Origin of the sequence: Plesiomonas sp. ZOR0011 (genome assembly GCF_000800945.1) — a bacterium.
In the GTDB taxonomy this organism is placed as follows: Bacteria; Pseudomonadota; Gammaproteobacteria; order Enterobacterales; family CAMTGL01; genus Plesiomonas; species Plesiomonas shigelloides.
Window position 1 is genome coordinate 61,152 of sequence record NZ_JRKB01000012.1, and the last position, 15,566, is coordinate 76,717.

The window sequence follows — 15,566 nt, forward strand, 5'->3', positions numbered from 1 at the left end:
ACAGTTAAGGATCACTGCGCCATGTTGTATGGTTCGGGAAGTCAGCGTATTGCCTGTGTTTACCCCATTCAGTTCAGGGCGCTGGTATGATTACCTCCGGTAAATTCAAGGCAATTCTAAAGATTAACAGTTATCTGTTAGCCCTTTATTCTGTCACTTTTATTATTCCCATCTTTGTCGCTATTTACGAAGGCGATGGCGAATCTGCCGCCTATTTTAAATCCTTCGTGATCTCTTTATTGCTCAGTTTGGTCACCTATTACCTGACCAAAAATAATAAATCGCAGCTCGGCACCAAAGATGGATACCTGGTGGTATTGATCTTCTGGGTGGTGTTCTCGCTATTCAGTATGTTGCCGATGGTGATGCTAAAAAGTATCAACATCAGCATTACCGATGCGCTGTTTGAGAGTATTTCAGGGATCACCACCACCGGTGCGACCATTCTCAGTGACGTCACCAATGCGCCGAAAAGCTTGCTCTATTATCGGGCGCAGCTCAATTTCTTCGGCGGTTTGGGGATCATCGTATTGGCCATCGCCGTACTGCCATTTATCGGGGTCGGCGGCATGTTGGCGCAAACCGAAATGCCGGGGCCGATGAAAGATGAGAAGATGACGCCGCGCATCGTGGATACCGCCAAAAGCTTGTGGGTGGTGTACTGCGCACTGACGCTCGCCTGCATTGCCAGCTTTAAAGCGGTGGGAATGGGGTGGTTTGACGCCATTTGCCATGCGTTTGCCACCATTTCGCTGGGCGGATTTTCCACCTACACGGAAAGCGTGGCCTATTTTAACAGTGCCGGCGTCGAGCTGGTGGCTGGGGTGTTCTCTATTCTGGCCGGTATCAACTTTGCCCTCTACTTTATTGCCTTCCAACGCCGTAATTTAAAAGTCATCAGCCGCAATGCCGAGTTTCGTTTATTTATTCTGGTCTGTGCCTGCGTGATTGCATATACCGTATGGGGCTTGTATCGCTCGGGCACCTTTGAATTATGGCCAGCGTTTTATCACGGCTTTTTCCAGTCCATGTCGGTGATGACCGATAACGGCCTCGGTACTGCCGGATACCCAGATTGGCCGGTGGATGTCACCTTCTTGCTGATTGGCGCCAGCTTCTTTGGTGGCTGTGTCGGGTCAACTTGTGGGGGTATTAAGGCGCTGCGGATTTTGGTGCTGATCGCGCAGAGCGTGAAAGAGGTTAAGCTGCTGATTCATCCGCGTTCGGTGGTATCACTGAAGATGTCCGGTAAGCCGATCCATGACCGACAAGGTCTGGCGGTGTTGGGCTTTTTCTTCTTGTACGTGATGATGACGATGATTTTTATCTTCTTGCTGACCACCTTTGGCGAGACGCTGGATACCGCGATTGGCTCTACTGCCGGGTGTATCAACAACATGGGGATTGGTTATGGCGCTTCGGGCTCGAACTTCAGTGGCCTGAAAGAGCCGTCTAAGTACGTGATGATGCTGGCCATGTTGTTTGGCCGACTGGAAATCTTCCCGTTCTTGGTACTGATGTCGCCAGCCTACTGGCGTAATTAAGAGCCACTTTAACGCTCTCATGCTCGGTATGACGCGATAAGCGCTAAAATCAGGCCGCCCGATGATAACCATCGTCGGGCGGCCTTTTTGTGGGTTTCTTTGTCTTAGGTAGCGAGTTTACTCGCTATCGCTGTCTGGCTTAATCACCAGCACGTGCACCGGTGAGTAGGCCACCACTTTTTCGGCCACCGAGCCGAGCATCACGCGGTCTAACTGCGAGCGCTCTTGGCTTGGCATCATGATCAGATCGCAACCTTGCGCTACGGCCACATCAATAATCGCTTCGTAGGTTTTGCCTTCGGCCACATGGCGATGGCAGCGGATATCGCTTGGCACATACTGCGCTTGCAGCTGTTGTAAGCGTTGCTCACTGCTTTCACGCATGCGCGCGGTGGCATCCGGCGGGAAAAAGTTCGAGACAATCGCGACATGGATCACCGGCAAGACATGCACCAGATGCAGCTCTCCACCGGACAGGCGAACCTGTTCGACCGCCATCTGCATGGTACGGTCAATCACATCACATTCATTCAGATCGATCGGGACTAAAATACGCTGGAACATCGCGAAATCCTTGTGCGCAGTTTTTTGTTTACTATACAAAAAAAGCGCACCGCTCGGCGGATGCAGCACGAAAAAAAAGCCGCAATGCGGCTTTGATCAAGCTATTGGCCCGTCGCGCGGGGATCAGGCGGCGTGCTGTTCGAACAGATCCAGCACCGCAGCAAACAGATCTTCAATCGGGGTATCCCGAGTTGGTGTGATAAAGATCGTGTCATCACCGGCAATCGTGCCTAAAATACCCTCGGCTTTGCCGAGCGAGTCCAGCATGCGCGCAATCAGCTGCGCAGCACCTGGGCTGGTGTGGATCACAATCAGTGCGCTGTTGTAGTCGATGTCCAGCACCAGATTTTTCAGCGGACTGGAGGTGGTTGGGACGCCAAGTTCTACCGGCAGACAGTAAACCATCTCCATTTTGGCATTGCGTGTCCGTACGGCGCCGAATTTGGTGAGCATCCGTGAGACTTTAGACTGGTTGATATTACGAAAACCTAAGTCTGATAATGCTTGGACTATCTCACCTTGTGAGCTGAATTTCTCTTCTTTCAGCAGGGCTTTGAACGCGCGGATAAGTTGCTCTTGTTTGTCTGAGCTACGCATTATGGGCTCCCAAATGCAAAAAAACAGCGCTCATATTGCATAAAAATTCACTTTTTTTCAATACACAAACAACACGGATAGCCGGTTGAGGATGAAAAATGCGCCGTTTTCTTGTTTCAATTAGTTTCATAGCCGGTTTTCTCACCTGTTTTATGGTGCAGGCGGAAAGTGTCACGGTTTCTGCGCCTTTGCGCTTTGCCACCGAACCGACTTATCCCCCGTTTGAATACCACAATAATCAGGGGCAGCTAGACGGGTTTGATATCGCCCTAGCACAGGCGTTGTGCGATCGCTTGATGCGACGCTGTGAATTTGTGGAGCAGCCATTCAACACTATTCTATCCGGTTTGCGCCTCGGTGCCTATGATGCTGCGATTGCGGCGCTAGATATTAATGATAGCCGTCTGCAACTGATGAGCTTTACCCAGCCCTATCTGGCCAACTCCGCAGTGCTGCTGGTTAACCGAGATGTCATTACCGGTGACACCATCAGTAAAGAGAATTTAGTCGGCGTGCAGACCGGCACCACCTTGATGAACTTTGTGGTGGATGGCCGTTTAGGTGCTGACGTGACGCCACTGCCGTATGCTAGCTATGAAGAGGCGTTCGGTGACTTACAAGCAGGCAACATTGATGCGGTGTTTACCGATCAGGCGGTCGCCTTGAACTGGCTTAGTCAGCATCCGAAAGGGCGTTGGCAAGTGCTGGGCGAGCCTTACACCTCGCCGGAGTATTTTGGTCAAGGGCTTGGCATTGCGCTGTCTAAACAGAACTATCGTCTAAAGTTAGCGCTGGATAATGCCCTCGATGCGCTGCGCGCCGACGGGACTTTGCAGGCCCTTCAGAAAAAATATCTGCACCATTAATGGGCAATGGCCCGCAGGGTGCGCGAACTCTCAATCTGTGTGTTACTAATTTGTGTTTCTGGAGTTGTTGGATTAGTGTCTGTTTGTCTGATACCCAACACAATAGGATTTTATAAAGGAGCATTAAAGGATGAAAGTTGCGGTTTTAGGTGCTGCAGGTGGCATCGGCCAGGCACTGGCTTTACTGTTAAAAGTCCAGCTTCCCGCTGGTTCAGATCTCTCCTTATATGACATCGCCCCAGTGACTCCGGGTGTGGCGGTGGATTTGAGTCATATTCCGACTGCCGTGAAGATCAAAGGCTTTAGCGGCGAAGATCCTTCTGCTGCGCTGGAAGGGGCAGATATCGTGCTGATCTCTGCCGGTGTGGCGCGTAAGCCAGGCATGGATCGCTCCGATCTGTTTAATGTGAATGCGGGGATCGTGCGCAATTTGGTGGAGAAAATTGCCCACGTTTGCCCGAAAGCCTGCATTGGGATCATCACCAATCCGGTGAACACCACGGTTGCCATTGCGGCAGAAGTGCTGAAAAAAGCCGGCGTGTACGACAAACGCAAGCTGTTTGGTATTTCAACGCTGGATGTGATCCGCTCCAATACCTTTGTAGCTGAGCTGAAAGGCAAGCAGCCAGAAGAACTGAATGTTTCCGTGGTTGGCGGTCACTCCGGTCTGAGCATCCTGCCTCTGCTGTCACAACTTGATGGGATCACTTTTACTGACGCTGAGATCGCGGCGCTGACTAAGCGGATCCAAAACGCCGGTACCGAAGTGGTGGAAGCTAAAGCCGGTGGCGGCTCCGCGACTTTGTCGATGGGGCAAGCGGCGGCGCGTTTTGGCCTGTCTTTGCTGCGTGCAATGCAGGGCGAGAAGAACGTGGTGGAATGCACCTATGTTGAAGGTGATGGCCAATATGCCCGTTTCTTCGCTCAACCGGTACTGCTGGGCGTCAACGGTATTGAAGAGTACCTGCCAGTGGGCAAACTGAGCGCGTTTGAACAGCAGGCGCTGGAAAGCATGCTGCCAACCCTGCGTGAAGAGATTGTGCTGGGTGAGAAATTCGTTAACGGCCAGTAAGCGCAGCGCGCTTTGGCTTGCGGCTTGCGTTTGACGCCTTCGTTTGGCGCAAGTAGCAAATTTTGACCACCGATAAAAAAGCCACGCAGAGCGTGGCTTTTTTTGTGGGAATTTTTTATTGGCTTCTCGGCGCGCTGGCCGAGTCAAGGACAGCATTTATGGGACGGTATTGATGGCGGCATCACTCAGTGTGCGAATGCCACCAGGGCTACCGTTATCCGTAGATCCCATTAATGGTTACGGTGCACCGCCAGATGCGCCAAGCCAATTAATGCTTCGCGATAAGGTGAGTCCGGGATGCAAGACAGGGCTTGGATCGCTTTGTCGGCTTCTTCTTCGGCGCGCTGCTGGGTGTAGGCCAACGATCCACAGGCTTGCATGGCGGCTAAGACCGGATCCAACAGATCGCGTCCGTTCCCTTCTTCGATCGCTTTGCGGATCATCGCGGCTTGCTCAGGCGTGCCATTGTGCATCGCATGCAGCAGCGGCAGGGTAGGCTTGCCTTCGTTGAGATCGTCGCCCAAATTCTTTCCTAGCTCGTTTCCAGCGCTGTAATCGAGCAGATCGTCAATCAGCTGGAAAGCCGTGCCGAGGTAACGACCATAATCTTGCATCGCCAACTCTTGCTGCTCGCTGGCACCCGCTAAAATAGCCGAAGACTGCGCGGCGGCTTCAAACAGGCGGGCGGTTTTGCTGTAAATCACCTGCATGTAATTATCTTCGCTGATGTCCGGGTCATTGCAGTTCATCAGCTGCTGCACTTCCCCTTCGGCAATCACGTTGGTGGCCGAAGCCATCAGCTGCAAAATGCGCATCGAATCGAGGCTGGTCATCATCTGGAATGCGCGGGTGTAGATAAAATCCCCCACCAATACGCTGGCGGCATTACCGAACGCCGCATTGGCGGTGGCTTTGCCACGGCGCAGATCAGACTCATCCACCACGTCATCGTGCAGCAAGGTAGCGGTGTGGATAAATTCAATCAGCGCAGCCACGGTAATATGACCATGACCTTGATAATCGAGCGCCCGTGCGGCTAGCACCGCAATCATTGGCCGGATCCGTTTTCCCCCGCCACTGATGATGTAGTAGCCCAGTTGATTGATCAGCGCCACATCGGAATTGAGTTGTTGCAAAATCGCCGCATTCACTTCTGCCATGTCGGCATCGCTCAGGGCGCGAATCTCTTCAAGCGTCATAGTCCGTCAGTCTTCTAATTTTGGTATCATGGGGGAAGCGCAGTCCATAATAAAACCCTGTCGGTATGGATTGTACCTCAAAAACGTGGGACGGAAACGCGTAAGGGCAAGTTGGAGAATTTTTCTCCGATATTGCCAGAAGAGCTCTTGTCATCGAGCGGCTTTTTGCGTAGAATTCGCGCCCTATTGAATAGTTTTATTGCGCACCCTGATTGGCTGATTTTAATGGAGCCTGCGGTGCCGAAAAGAGCGGAGTTTTATATGTACGCGGTTTTCCAAAGTGGTGGTAAGCAGCACCGAGTGAGCGAAGGCCAAACCGTTCGCCTGGAGAAGCTGGACGTAGCAACTGGCGAAGCAGTTGAGTTCAAAGATGTGCTGATGATCGCTAACGGCGAAGATATCAAGATCGGTGCACCTTTCGTTGCAGGCGGTGTGGTTAAGGCTGAAGTGGTAACTCACGGTCGTGGCGATAAAGTTAAGATCGTTAAGTTCCGTCGTCGTAAGCACAGCCGTAAGCAGCAGGGCCACCGTCAGTGGTTCACTGAAATCAAAATCACTGCTATCAGCGCGTAAGTTTAGGAGAACGGATAAATGGCACACAAAAAAGCTGGCGGTTCCACTCGTAACGGCCGCGATTCCGAAAGCAAACGTCTGGGTGTTAAGCGTTTCGGTGGTGAATCTGTTCTGGCAGGTAACATCATCGTTCGTCAGCGCGGTACCAAGTTCCACGCTGGTGTAAACGTTGGCTGTGGTAAAGACCACACCCTGTTTGCAACTGCAGACGGTAAAGTGAAATTCGAAGTTAAAGGTCCTAACAACCGTAAATACGTAAGCATCGTTGCTGAGTAATTACTGACCTTTACCGGTTCACAGGAAGAGCCCCGCGCAGTTGCGGGGCTTTTTTATATCAGCCATCGGGAGGTTGGATGTTGCGACAGCAGGCCACAATAGGATGTTTATTAGCTTTGCTGACGGCAGTATTCTGGGGTGCATTGCCGATAGCGATGAAACAGGCGCTAGAGGTGTTGGATCCTTACACCATTGTCTGGTTCCGGTTTGTCAGCGCAACGCTGGGGCTGGGTCTGTGGCTGGCATGGCGGCGGGGATTGCCTTCTCCGGTGCTACTCTGGCGTAATTATCGCGCCCTGCTTCTTGTTGCTACGCTGGGTTTAGCGGGTAACTTCCTGTTATTTAATTCTGCCCTACAATATTTAAGTCCGGCCGTGGTGCAGGTGGTGATCCAGCTGGCACCGGTGTTGCTGTTGCTGGCCAGTGTGTGGATTTTAAAAGAGCCACTGCAACGCCATCAGGGCATTGGACTGTTACTGTTACTGGGCGGCATGCTGCTGTTTTTCAATGAGCGCCTGTATGAGCTGTTTACCAGCTTAAGCAGCTATACCCTTGGGGTGTTGCTGGCGGTGGCTGCGGCGGTGGTCTGGGTAGCCTATGGCGTAGCGCAAAAGCTGTTACTGCGTCGGTTATCTTCCCCGCAGATTTTGCTGGTGCTCTACACCTTATCGGCCTTGTTATTTACGCCGATGGCGCAGCCGCAACAAGCGGCGGCGATGGATATGCGCCAATGGGGCATGCTGCTGTTTTGCTGCCTGAATACGCTGGTGGGCTATGGCGCGTTTGCCGAGGCCATGGCGCGCTGGGAAGCGGCAAAAGTGAGTGCTATCGTGACGTTGGCGCCACTGTTTACCATACTGTTTTTAGATCTGTTAAGCGTGAGTTATCCGGCCCTGTTCACTGCGGCGCCGCTTAACCTGCTTGGCTATATTGGTGCGTTGGTGGTGGTTGCCGGCGCCATGTTTTCTGCCATCGGCCATCGTTTGTTGCCACCGCGCGCTGTGAAGCCCGTGGCCACGGAAAGTGACTGAGCCGGTGGGCATTTTGCTCGGAGACGTTCATGAAGTTTGTCGATGAAGCGGTGATCCGCGTCGAAGCTGGTGACGGCGGTAATGGCTGTGCCAGTTTCCGCCGTGAAAAATATATTCCAAAAGGTGGCCCGGACGGCGGTGACGGCGGTGACGGCGGTGACGTATATCTGCTGGCGGACGAGAACCTCAATACCCTGATTGATTACCGTTTTGAGCGCAGTTTCCGTGCTGAGCGCGGCGAGAATGGCCGTGGCAGTAACTGTACCGGTAAGCGTGGTCAGGATATCACCCTGAAGGTACCAGTGGGTACGCGCGCGGTGGATGAAGAGACCGGAGAAACCTTAGGTGACTTGACCCAGCACGGCCAAAAGATGCTGGTGGCCAAGGGCGGTTTCCATGGCTTGGGTAACACCCGTTTTAAATCCTCGGTGAACCGTACCCCGTATCAAAAAACGCCGGGTACACCGGGTGAAAAACGTGAACTGCGTTTAGAGCTGATGCTGCTGGCTGACGTGGGGATGTTGGGGATGCCGAACGCCGGTAAATCGACCTTTATCCGTGCGGTATCCGCAGCGCGTCCAAAAGTAGCGGACTATCCGTTTACCACCTTGGTGCCAAGCCTCGGTGTGGTGCGGATGGACAGCGAGCGCAGCTTCGTGGTGGCCGATATTCCAGGCCTGATTGAAGGTGCGGCAGACGGTGCCGGTTTGGGGATCCGTTTCCTCAAGCACTTGGAGCGTTGTCGTGTGCTGCTGCACATCATCGATATTAATCCAGTCGATGGCTCTGATCCGGCAGAGAACGCGCGGATCATCGTGTCGGAGCTGGAGCAGTACAGTGAAATGCTGGCTGCGAAACCGCGTTGGCTGGTGTTTAACAAAGTCGATCTGATGAGCGAAGAAGAAGCCAACGAGCGGATCGCGAAGATCGTTGCCGATCTGGAGTGGGAAGGCGATTACTACACCATCTCTGCGGCCATCGGTAAGAACGTGACGCCACTGTGCTGGGACATCATGCAGCTGATCGAAAGCCTGCCAAAGGAAAGCGAGCAGCAAGCGCCAGCGGGCACCGAAGATGTGAAGTTCAAGTGGGATGATTATCACCGTGAGCAACTGGACGAAGTCTGGGAAGGTTCAGATGATGATGACGATCTCGACGATGATGACTGGGATGAAGACGAGTACGACGTAGAGATCATCTACAAGCCGTAATCGTTTGAGGTAAGTATTGCCTTACTTATGCATCGCCATCGTATCGGCATAGTAAAGAAGCCGCTTCTGTTCGCAGAAAGCGGCTTTTTTCTTGCGTAAAATCAGCCTTTTTTGTCATGAAAACGGTTTTAATGTCACATTATGTGTGGTGAAGCGAGAAAGCAGATGCAACAAGGAGATCTGAACGAGCCGGCGCAGCGGGAAGTGACCCGTTTATGCATTCAAAGCGCCCTGATGCTGTTGCAGCACGGCGCGGAGAGTACGCTGGTCGAGCAAGTGTCGGAGCGCTTAGGATTGGCGCTCGGGGCTGACAGTGTGGAAATTTCGATTTCGGCTAATGCTATTGTGCTGTCGACCTTGAGCCGACAACGCTGTATCACCACCACGCGGCGCAACGTGGATCGCGGGATCAACATGCAGGTGGTTACTGCGGTGCAGCACACCATGATCATGGCTGAACGCGGTTTGCTGTCAATTGGCGATGTACGCAAACGATTGGATAAGATCAAACCGCTCCGTTATCCACGTGGCTTAGTGGTGCTGATGGTGGGGTTATCGTGCGCTAGCTTCTCGCATTTATCCGGTGGTGATGCGGCGGTGTTTGCCCTGACGTTTGTGGCCAGTGCCATTGCCATGTTGGTGCGCCAAGAGCTGGCGCATCGCCACTTTAATCCGCTGGTCAATTTTTGTGTCACCGCCTTTGTGGCCAGCTCAATTGCTTCACTCGGGATCTCGTATCAAATTGGCAATTTGCCGTCATTGCCGATGGCGTCCAGTGTGCTGTTGCTGGTGCCCGGTTTTCCGCTGATTAATGCGCTGTCCGATATGGTGAAAGGGCACGTCAACATGGGGCTGGCGCGTTGGACCATGGCGACGTTGCTGACCTTTGCTACCTGCGCGGGAATTGTGCTGGCGATGGCGCTATGGGATGTGCGGGGGTGGTCATGACCTTATTACCGGCGTTACTGCAGGATATGTTTTTTGCCGCCATTCCGGCGGTGGGATTTGCGTTGCTGTTTAACGTGCCAGTACGGGCGCTGCGTTACTGCGCGATGCTCGGCGCGTTGGGGCATGGGCTGCGCTTTTTGCTGCTGCATTATGGCTGGCCTATCGAATGGAGCACGCTGCTGGCGTCGACTACGATTGGCATGATCGGGGTGCATTGGTCACATCGCTATATGGCGCACCCAAAAGTGTTTACGGTGGCGGCCGTGATCCCGATGGTGCCGGGAGTCAAAGCCTACAAGGCGATGCTGGCGCTGGTGGAGATCAATCACCGCGGCTATACCCATGAGCTGATGTCGCAAATGGTGACCCACTTCCTGCAGACATTCTTTATTGTCGGTGCGTTGGCCCTCGGCTTGGCGGTTCCGGGATTGTTATTCTACCGCCGTCGTCCAGTGGTATAGTGCCGGTTTTAAGCAGCATTACCGCTAGCTGTGCAGATAACAGTTGCTGATAGCGGCGCAGAGGCAGGAGACAGCCATGAAAATCAGTTTAATTGCGGCGATGGCCGACGATCGGATCATCGGACAGGATAACCAGATGCCGTGGCATCTGCCGGCTGACTTTGCTTGGTTTAAGGCGCAGACCTTGGGTAAACCGGTGATCATGGGCCGTCATACCTTTGCCTCGATTGGCCGACCACTGCCGGGACGGCGCAATATCGTGCTGTCGCGCCAGTGCGGGGATGACCCACGGGTTGAGTGGTGTAGCTCACTGGAGCAGGCTCTGGCGTTGGTGGCCGGCGTTGAGGAAGTGATGATTATCGGCGGCGGTCATGTGTACCAGCTGGCTCTGCCACTGGCTACTCATCTGTATCTCACCCTGATAGATGCCAAGGTGAACGGCGATACCCGCTTCCCTGACTGGCAAGCGACGGGAGAGTGGCACGAAACGTTTCGCGAGGAGCGCCCTGCCGATAGCGCTAATGCGTATCGCTGCGCGTTTACTATCTGGGAGCGTCAGCCGACATAGCGCTTGGTTGGCTAAGTGCTTAGTTATAGCTCTTGGTCATAGAACTTCGCCATAGCGTTTAGCGTACGTTTTAGGCTTAGTGCTCACGCGTGAGTTCGACTCACCCAAAGTGGTAGCGGGTGAGTCGATAAACTTAAGAAACCCGTTTACAGACCACTGCCGTAGGCGCGTAGCGCCGGCTGGGTAAAGTAACGTTGGTCATCCCAGCGCAGTAAGGTCAGGTAATTTCCCCACACACAGCCGGTATCCAGCGCATACACTGCCGGTTGCTCGGTGACACCAATCAAGGCCGCCCAATGGCCAAACACCACGCGGTGGCGAGCCAACAAAGAATTCGGCAGGCGATACCAAGGTTGTAACTCGCCCGGCGCTTCCATTGGGGCCAACTTACAGTGCATATCGAGCCGGCCATCAGGGTGACAATAGCGCATCCGGGTCAGGGCGTTGATGCTGTAGCGCAGGCGCTCCATCCCGCGAAGGGATTCCGACCAGCGATCGGGCTGATCGCCATACATGGCGCGTAGCAGTGTCGGGTAGTCGTCTTGCTGCAGCGCATGCTCGACTTCGGCGGCGCACTGCTGCGCGGTCGCCAGATCCCACTGTGGCGAAATCCCGGCATGAGCCATCACAAAACTAAACTCGGGGTGGGTAAGCAGCAGTGGCTGATGCCGTAGCCAGTGCATCAATTCGCTGCGATCGGGGGCATCGAGTACCGGTTGCAAGTAATCGCGCGCCTTGGCGCTGGCGATCCCCGCATCAATGGCCAGTAAGTGCAAATCATGGTTACCAAGCACGGTACGCGCGGCAGGCCCTAAATCACGCACCAGACGCAGACAGTCCAATGAACGCGGGCCGCGCGCCACCAGATCGCCGGTCAGCCACAGTTGATCGCAGGCTGGATCAAAATGCACCTGCTCAAGCAGGGCTTGCAGTTCATCAAAGCAACCTTGCAGGTCGCCAACAACATAAGTCGCCATAACGCTTTACTGTATGAGATGAGGGATGGCCAGTCGAAACACCGGAATCGGCACCTGATAGGTCTGCCCGTCAGGGGTACTCATCAGGTAGTGGCCTTGTAAGGTGCCGACCGGAGTGGGCAAGACAGTGCCGCTGGTGTAGCGGTAGCAAGAGCCCGGAGCCAGTACTGGTTGTTCGCCGACCACACCTTCGCCTTCGATGTCGGTTTGCTGACCGTTAGCATCGGTCAGCAACCAATAACGACGGCGCAATTGCAGCGTCAGCGCACTTTGGTTATGCAGGGTGACGGTGTAGGTGAACACAAAACGCGCCAACTCGGGCGCGGACTGGGCTTCCACATACGCAGGTTGAACTTCAACACTGACTGCGACACGGGCCTGTTCGGTGGGCTCCTGCATACCTGACTCCTTGTGCAAGGCCAAGGGTTACTCGGCGTTGCGGTTTTGCTCCGGTTGTGGCGGATTGTCGGACAGCCAGTTGGCTAACCGGCAGAACTGCTCCACCGTGATGTTCTCGGCGCGCAGAGTCGGGTCGATTCCCAGCGCTTCGAGTTGTTCAACGCTAAACAGGTGACTTAAGCCATTGCGCAGCGTTTTACGACGCTGGTTAAACGCATCAGTGGTGACACGGCTCAGCCAGCGCAGGTTTTTCACTGGGAATGGCTTTTGCGCGTGCGGCACCAAACGTACTACGGCGGAGTCAACCTTTGGCGCAGGCTTAAAGGCGTGTGGTGGCACTTCCAGTACTGGGATCACCTGACAATAGTATTGCGCCATTACGCTCAGACGGCCATAGGCTTTGCTGCCTGGGCCAGCGGCCAGACGGTTGACCACTTCTTTTTGCAGCATGAAGTGCATGTCACTGATGCTGTCAGTGTAGTCGAACAGGTGGAACATCAGCGGGGTGGAGATGTTGTACGGCAGGTTACCGAACACGCGCAGCTTTTGTCCTAACTCTGCGGAGATCGCCGAGAAATCGGCGCTCATAGCATCTTGTTCACGCACGGTCAGCTTGTCTTTCAGCTGAGGGTGATGACGCAGACGCTCGGCCAGATCGCGGTCGATTTCGATTACGGTCATGTGGTCTAGATCGCGAGCGACGGGCTCGGTCAGCGCCGCCAGACCTGGGCCGATTTCCAGCATCGCTTCGCCTTTACGCGGGTTAATCGCGCTGACGATGCTGTCGATAACGAACACATCGTTCAGGAAGTTTTGACCAAAGCGTTTACGGGCGCGGTGCCCGAGGTGAACACTGTCATTCATTGTGTTTGTGAATCCGTCATAGTAATGGCGAGGGTTAGCGCAGTCCGGAAGCTGCCCTCGTCGGCAAATGGGGTAGCGGCAAGATCCAGTGCCGTTCCGTGATCCACCGACGTGCGGATATACGGTAACCCTAGCGTAATATTGACTGCGCGGCCAAAGCCTTGGTATTTGAGCACCGGCAGGCCCTGATCGTGGTACATGGCCAGTACAGCATCGGCGTCGCGCAGGTATTTGTCTTGAAACAGGGTATCGGCCGGTAGTGGGCCGATAAGATCCATCCCTTCACTGCGCAATTGGGCGAGCAAAGGTTCGATCACCTCGATTTCCTCATGCCCCATATGTCCGCTTTCACCGGCATGTGGGTTTAGCCCACAGACGTAAATACGCGGTTGTGGACGGGCAAATTTTTGCTGCAGATCGTGATGCAAAATGGTGATCACTTCACGCAGACTCTCTGCGGTAATGGCGTCAGCCACTTCACGCAGTGGCAGGTGAGTTGTCGCCAGCGCGACCCGCATTTGCTCGGTCGCCAGCATCATCACCACTTTGTGGCAGCCGGCGCGGTCGGCAAAAAATTCGGTATGGCCACTGAATGGGATCCCAGCATCGTTGATGATCCCCTTGTGTACCGGACCGGTGATAATAGCGGCAAACTCCCCCTGCTGACAACCGTCAGCGGCGCGCGCCAGTGTCGCTAACACGTAGTGGGCGTTGGCGCTATCGAGCTGACCGGGAATGGCGGGCGTGGACAAGCTGACCGGTAACAAAGTCAGGGTACCAGCGGCTTGCGCTTGTGGCGCGCGCTCCGGTTGATACGGCAACAAGGTCAGCGGTAGTTGCAGCGTCGCGGCGCGCGCTTGCAGCAGCGCCGGATCGGCGCAGACCACCAGCTCCGCCGGCCATGCCTGCTGCGCTAATTTGATGATGAGATCCGGACCGACACCGGCCGGCTCTCCGGGTGTGATAACCAGACGTGATACAGGCAGCGTCATGACATCCTACCTTAGTGCTATATGGCGCTAAAAACAGCACGGGCACCCGAAGGTGCCCGTGACGGCAACGATTAATGGGCGTCGTCTTGTGGGTCGACGATTTTAACGTAGGCAGCAGCGCGCTGCTCTTGCAGCCACACCGGCATCTCTTCGGCAAACTTCATGTTAAACAACATGCGGTAAGCGCGATCTTTGAGCGCCGCATCGGTGCGATCCACCTGCTTGGTATCCAGCAATTGCACGATGTGCCAGCCAAATGGACTTTGGAACGGTTGGCTGATTTGGCCCGGTTTCAGGCTGTCCAGCTCGTTACGGAACTGCGGTACGAACACGTCCGGCGTAGTCCAACCCAGATCGCCGCCTTGCGCCGCAGAGCCCGGGTCTTGTGAGTATTCACGCGCGGCGGCGGCAAAATCGATCTTCTTGTTCAGAATATCGTTACGCAGTTGCAGCAGTTTAGCTCGCGCTTGCGCGTCATCTTGCATTACCGACGTTTTCAGCAGGATGTGGCGCGCATGCACTTCGGTGGCTTTAACACTTTGTTCGCTACCGCGCAGCTCGTTGACCTTCAGGATGTGAAAACCCACACCGGTGCGGAACGGACCTATCACCTGACCACGCTGCGCGCCGGCCACTTTCTCGGCAAAGATACTCGGGATGGCTTGTGGACGCACCCAACCTAAATTACCGCCTTCCAGTGCCCGTGGGCCGGAAGAGTTAGCGATCGCCAGTTTGGAGAAATCCGCGCCTTGCTTGAGCTCTTTGACCAGCTGCTCGGCGCGCTGGCGTGCGGCATCCACTTCATCTTGGGTTGGGTTTTCTGGCAGCGCAATTTGAATATGGCTGAGATTAATCTCTTCGCCTTTTTGCGCTTGGGAGCTGATCTGCTTGGCCAGATTATCCACTTCCTGTGGCAGGATGTTGATGCGGCTACGTACCTGTGAGTTACGCGCTTCGGTTGCCAGCATCTCTTTACGGATCTGTTCGCGGTAGTCGGCATAGTTGATGCCTTGCGCTTTCAAAGCTTGCTGCAGCTGTGCTGGGCTCATCTTGTTTTGCGCGGCAATGCCAGCGATCGCGTTGTCCAGATCGGCATCGCTGACGGTAATGCCCATTTTCGTGGCCAGTTGCAGCTGGATTTGATCCAGGATCAGTTTATCCAGTGCTTGATGGCGCAGAGCCTCGGCATCCGGTAATTGTTGACCGGCTTGCTGGGCATTCAGCTTGACTGAATGCACCAAATTATTCACTTCGCTTTGCAGTACCACCCCGTTATTGACGATGGCGGCGACTTGATCCAGTGACTGCGGAGCCGCAACCGCATTGGTACTGACGATTGCCAGCAGAGAAAGCCATGTTTTCCAGTTCTTCATTCGCCTATCCATCCTGCGTTTTGAAGTATGCAATTGAGTAAGAAAGCCTGA

General features: G+C 54.4%; 18 protein-coding genes. 10 read left to right on the plus strand and 8 right to left on the minus strand.

Translation table 11 applies throughout. The annotated features are described in order from the left end of the window. The first annotated feature begins 86 nt into the window (after positions 1 to 86). Positions 87 to 1,544: a TrkH family potassium uptake protein gene (locus tag L975_RS01120; RefSeq protein WP_010864726.1), complete on the plus strand. Its 1,458-nt coding sequence runs from the start codon at positions 87 to 89 to the stop codon at positions 1,542 to 1,544. A 117-nt stretch (positions 1,545 to 1,661) separates the two neighbouring features. Here L975_RS01120 and L975_RS01125 read toward each other — a convergent pair whose 3' ends face one another. Both L975_RS01125 and argR read right to left on the minus strand, forming a co-directional pair. Next, positions 1,662 to 2,108: a universal stress protein gene (locus L975_RS01125; protein WP_010864725.1), complete on the minus strand. Its 447-nt coding sequence runs from the start codon at positions 2,106 to 2,108 to the stop codon at positions 1,662 to 1,664. Between the two features lie 123 nt (positions 2,109 to 2,231). Then, a complete protein-coding gene (argR, locus tag L975_RS01130) occupies positions 2,232 to 2,705 on the minus strand; it encodes a transcriptional regulator ArgR (protein WP_010864724.1) in 474 nt (157 codons plus the stop codon). A 98-nt stretch (positions 2,706 to 2,803) separates the two neighbouring features. Here argR and L975_RS01135 point away from each other — a divergent pair, with 98 nt between their 5' ends. Both L975_RS01135 and mdh read left to right on the plus strand, forming a co-directional pair. After that, on the plus strand, positions 2,804 to 3,571 hold the full coding sequence (locus tag L975_RS01135) for a transporter substrate-binding domain-containing protein (protein ID WP_047706719.1): 768 nt from the start codon (positions 2,804 to 2,806) through the stop codon (positions 3,569 to 3,571). 130 nt (positions 3,572 to 3,701) lie between these two features. Next, positions 3,702 to 4,643: a malate dehydrogenase gene (gene mdh / locus L975_RS01140; protein ID WP_047706720.1), complete on the plus strand. Its 942-nt coding sequence runs from the start codon at positions 3,702 to 3,704 to the stop codon at positions 4,641 to 4,643. 230 nt (positions 4,644 to 4,873) lie between these two features. Here mdh and ispB read toward each other — a convergent pair whose 3' ends face one another. Continuing rightward, positions 4,874 to 5,842 carry an octaprenyl diphosphate synthase gene (gene ispB, locus L975_RS01145; RefSeq protein WP_010864721.1) on the minus strand — a complete coding sequence of 323 codons (969 nt, stop codon included), beginning with the start codon at positions 5,840 to 5,842 and terminating at the stop codon, positions 4,874 to 4,876. A gap of 261 nt (positions 5,843 to 6,103) precedes the next feature. Between ispB and rplU the strand changes: the two genes are divergently transcribed. The 7 genes from rplU (at position 6,104) to folA (ending at position 10,910) form a co-directional block, all read left to right on the plus strand. Then, positions 6,104 to 6,415: a 50S ribosomal protein L21 gene (gene rplU / locus L975_RS01150; protein WP_010864720.1), complete on the plus strand. Its 312-nt coding sequence runs from the start codon at positions 6,104 to 6,106 to the stop codon at positions 6,413 to 6,415. Between the two features lie 18 nt (positions 6,416 to 6,433). Further along, positions 6,434 to 6,691, plus strand: coding sequence for a 50S ribosomal protein L27 (rpmA, locus tag L975_RS01155; RefSeq protein WP_010864719.1), 258 nt, complete (start codon positions 6,434 to 6,436; stop codon positions 6,689 to 6,691). A 77-nt stretch (positions 6,692 to 6,768) separates the two neighbouring features. After that, entirely contained in the window at positions 6,769 to 7,722 is a 954-nt protein-coding gene (locus tag L975_RS01160) for a DMT family transporter (RefSeq protein ID WP_039045759.1), read from the plus strand. A 29-nt stretch (positions 7,723 to 7,751) separates the two neighbouring features. Next, positions 7,752 to 8,933, plus strand: a complete 1,182-nt coding sequence (cgtA, locus tag L975_RS01165) for an Obg family GTPase CgtA (protein ID WP_047706722.1) — start codon at positions 7,752 to 7,754, stop codon at positions 8,931 to 8,933. A gap of 165 nt (positions 8,934 to 9,098) precedes the next feature. Beyond that, positions 9,099 to 9,881 carry a threonine/serine exporter ThrE family protein gene (locus tag L975_RS01170; RefSeq protein WP_010864716.1) on the plus strand — a complete coding sequence of 261 codons (783 nt, stop codon included), beginning with the start codon at positions 9,099 to 9,101 and terminating at the stop codon, positions 9,879 to 9,881. After that, the gene (locus tag L975_RS01175) at positions 9,878 to 10,342 is read left to right on the plus strand and encodes a threonine/serine exporter family protein (RefSeq protein WP_036770028.1); all 465 of its coding nucleotides are present in this window, start codon (positions 9,878 to 9,880) and stop codon (positions 10,340 to 10,342) included. The genes L975_RS01170 and L975_RS01175 overlap by 4 nt, the downstream gene beginning before the upstream one ends. A gap of 76 nt (positions 10,343 to 10,418) precedes the next feature. Next, positions 10,419 to 10,910, plus strand: a complete 492-nt coding sequence (folA, locus tag L975_RS01180; RefSeq protein WP_047706724.1) for a type 3 dihydrofolate reductase — start codon at positions 10,419 to 10,421, stop codon at positions 10,908 to 10,910. 146 nt (positions 10,911 to 11,056) lie between these two features. Here folA and apaH read toward each other — a convergent pair whose 3' ends face one another. The 5 genes from apaH to surA form a co-directional block, all read right to left on the minus strand. Then, positions 11,057 to 11,887 (minus strand): bis(5'-nucleosyl)-tetraphosphatase (symmetrical) ApaH, encoded by an 831-nt coding sequence (gene apaH / locus L975_RS01185; RefSeq protein WP_047706726.1) that lies wholly within the window; start codon positions 11,885 to 11,887, stop codon positions 11,057 to 11,059. Positions 11,888 to 11,893: 6 nt separating this feature from the next. Continuing rightward, positions 11,894 to 12,286: a Co2+/Mg2+ efflux protein ApaG gene (gene apaG / locus L975_RS01190; protein WP_047706728.1), complete on the minus strand. Its 393-nt coding sequence runs from the start codon at positions 12,284 to 12,286 to the stop codon at positions 11,894 to 11,896. Between the two features lie 27 nt (positions 12,287 to 12,313). Continuing rightward, positions 12,314 to 13,150, minus strand: coding sequence for a 16S rRNA (adenine(1518)-N(6)/adenine(1519)-N(6))-dimethyltransferase RsmA (rsmA, locus tag L975_RS01195; protein WP_010864711.1), 837 nt, complete (start codon positions 13,148 to 13,150; stop codon positions 12,314 to 12,316). After that, entirely contained in the window at positions 13,147 to 14,142 is a 996-nt protein-coding gene (gene pdxA / locus L975_RS01200) for a 4-hydroxythreonine-4-phosphate dehydrogenase PdxA (RefSeq protein WP_047706729.1), read from the minus strand. Before pdxA ends, rsmA begins: the two co-directional genes overlap by 4 nt. A 71-nt stretch (positions 14,143 to 14,213) precedes the next feature. Next, positions 14,214 to 15,515, minus strand: a complete 1,302-nt coding sequence (gene surA, locus L975_RS01205; RefSeq protein ID WP_039045763.1) for a peptidylprolyl isomerase SurA — start codon at positions 15,513 to 15,515, stop codon at positions 14,214 to 14,216. Between the last annotated feature and the right edge of the window lie 51 nt (positions 15,516 to 15,566).

What these genes read in the sequence shown, in the direction of transcription:
- L975_RS01120 (WP_010864726.1), top strand. Translation starts at nt 87, where the DNA reads ATGATTACCTCCGGTAAATTCAAGGCAATTCTAAAGATTAACAGTTAT.
- L975_RS01125 (WP_010864725.1), bottom strand. Translation starts at nt 2,108, where the DNA reads ATGTTCCAGCGTATTTTAGTCCCGATCGATCTGAATGAATGTGATGTG.
- argR (WP_010864724.1), bottom strand. Translation starts at nt 2,705, where the DNA reads ATGCGTAGCTCAGACAAACAAGAGCAACTTATCCGCGCGTTCAAAGCC.
- L975_RS01135 (WP_047706719.1), top strand. Translation starts at nt 2,804, where the DNA reads ATGCGCCGTTTTCTTGTTTCAATTAGTTTCATAGCCGGTTTTCTCACC.
- mdh (WP_047706720.1), top strand. Translation starts at nt 3,702, where the DNA reads ATGAAAGTTGCGGTTTTAGGTGCTGCAGGTGGCATCGGCCAGGCACTG.
- ispB (WP_010864721.1), bottom strand. Translation starts at nt 5,842, where the DNA reads ATGACGCTTGAAGAGATTCGCGCCCTGAGCGATGCCGACATGGCAGAA.
- rplU (WP_010864720.1), top strand. Translation starts at nt 6,104, where the DNA reads ATGTACGCGGTTTTCCAAAGTGGTGGTAAGCAGCACCGAGTGAGCGAA.
- rpmA (WP_010864719.1), top strand. Translation starts at nt 6,434, where the DNA reads ATGGCACACAAAAAAGCTGGCGGTTCCACTCGTAACGGCCGCGATTCC.
- L975_RS01160 (WP_039045759.1), top strand. Translation starts at nt 6,769, where the DNA reads ATGTTGCGACAGCAGGCCACAATAGGATGTTTATTAGCTTTGCTGACG.
- cgtA (WP_047706722.1), top strand. Translation starts at nt 7,752, where the DNA reads ATGAAGTTTGTCGATGAAGCGGTGATCCGCGTCGAAGCTGGTGACGGC.
- L975_RS01170 (WP_010864716.1), top strand. Translation starts at nt 9,099, where the DNA reads ATGCAACAAGGAGATCTGAACGAGCCGGCGCAGCGGGAAGTGACCCGT.
- L975_RS01175 (WP_036770028.1), top strand. Translation starts at nt 9,878, where the DNA reads ATGACCTTATTACCGGCGTTACTGCAGGATATGTTTTTTGCCGCCATT.
- folA (WP_047706724.1), top strand. Translation starts at nt 10,419, where the DNA reads ATGAAAATCAGTTTAATTGCGGCGATGGCCGACGATCGGATCATCGGA.
- apaH (WP_047706726.1), bottom strand. Translation starts at nt 11,887, where the DNA reads ATGGCGACTTATGTTGTTGGCGACCTGCAAGGTTGCTTTGATGAACTG.
- apaG (WP_047706728.1), bottom strand. Translation starts at nt 12,286, where the DNA reads ATGCAGGAGCCCACCGAACAGGCCCGTGTCGCAGTCAGTGTTGAAGTT.
- rsmA (WP_010864711.1), bottom strand. Translation starts at nt 13,150, where the DNA reads ATGAATGACAGTGTTCACCTCGGGCACCGCGCCCGTAAACGCTTTGGT.
- pdxA (WP_047706729.1), bottom strand. Translation starts at nt 14,142, where the DNA reads ATGACGCTGCCTGTATCACGTCTGGTTATCACACCCGGAGAGCCGGCC.
- surA (WP_039045763.1), bottom strand. Translation starts at nt 15,515, where the DNA reads ATGAAGAACTGGAAAACATGGCTTTCTCTGCTGGCAATCGTCAGTACC.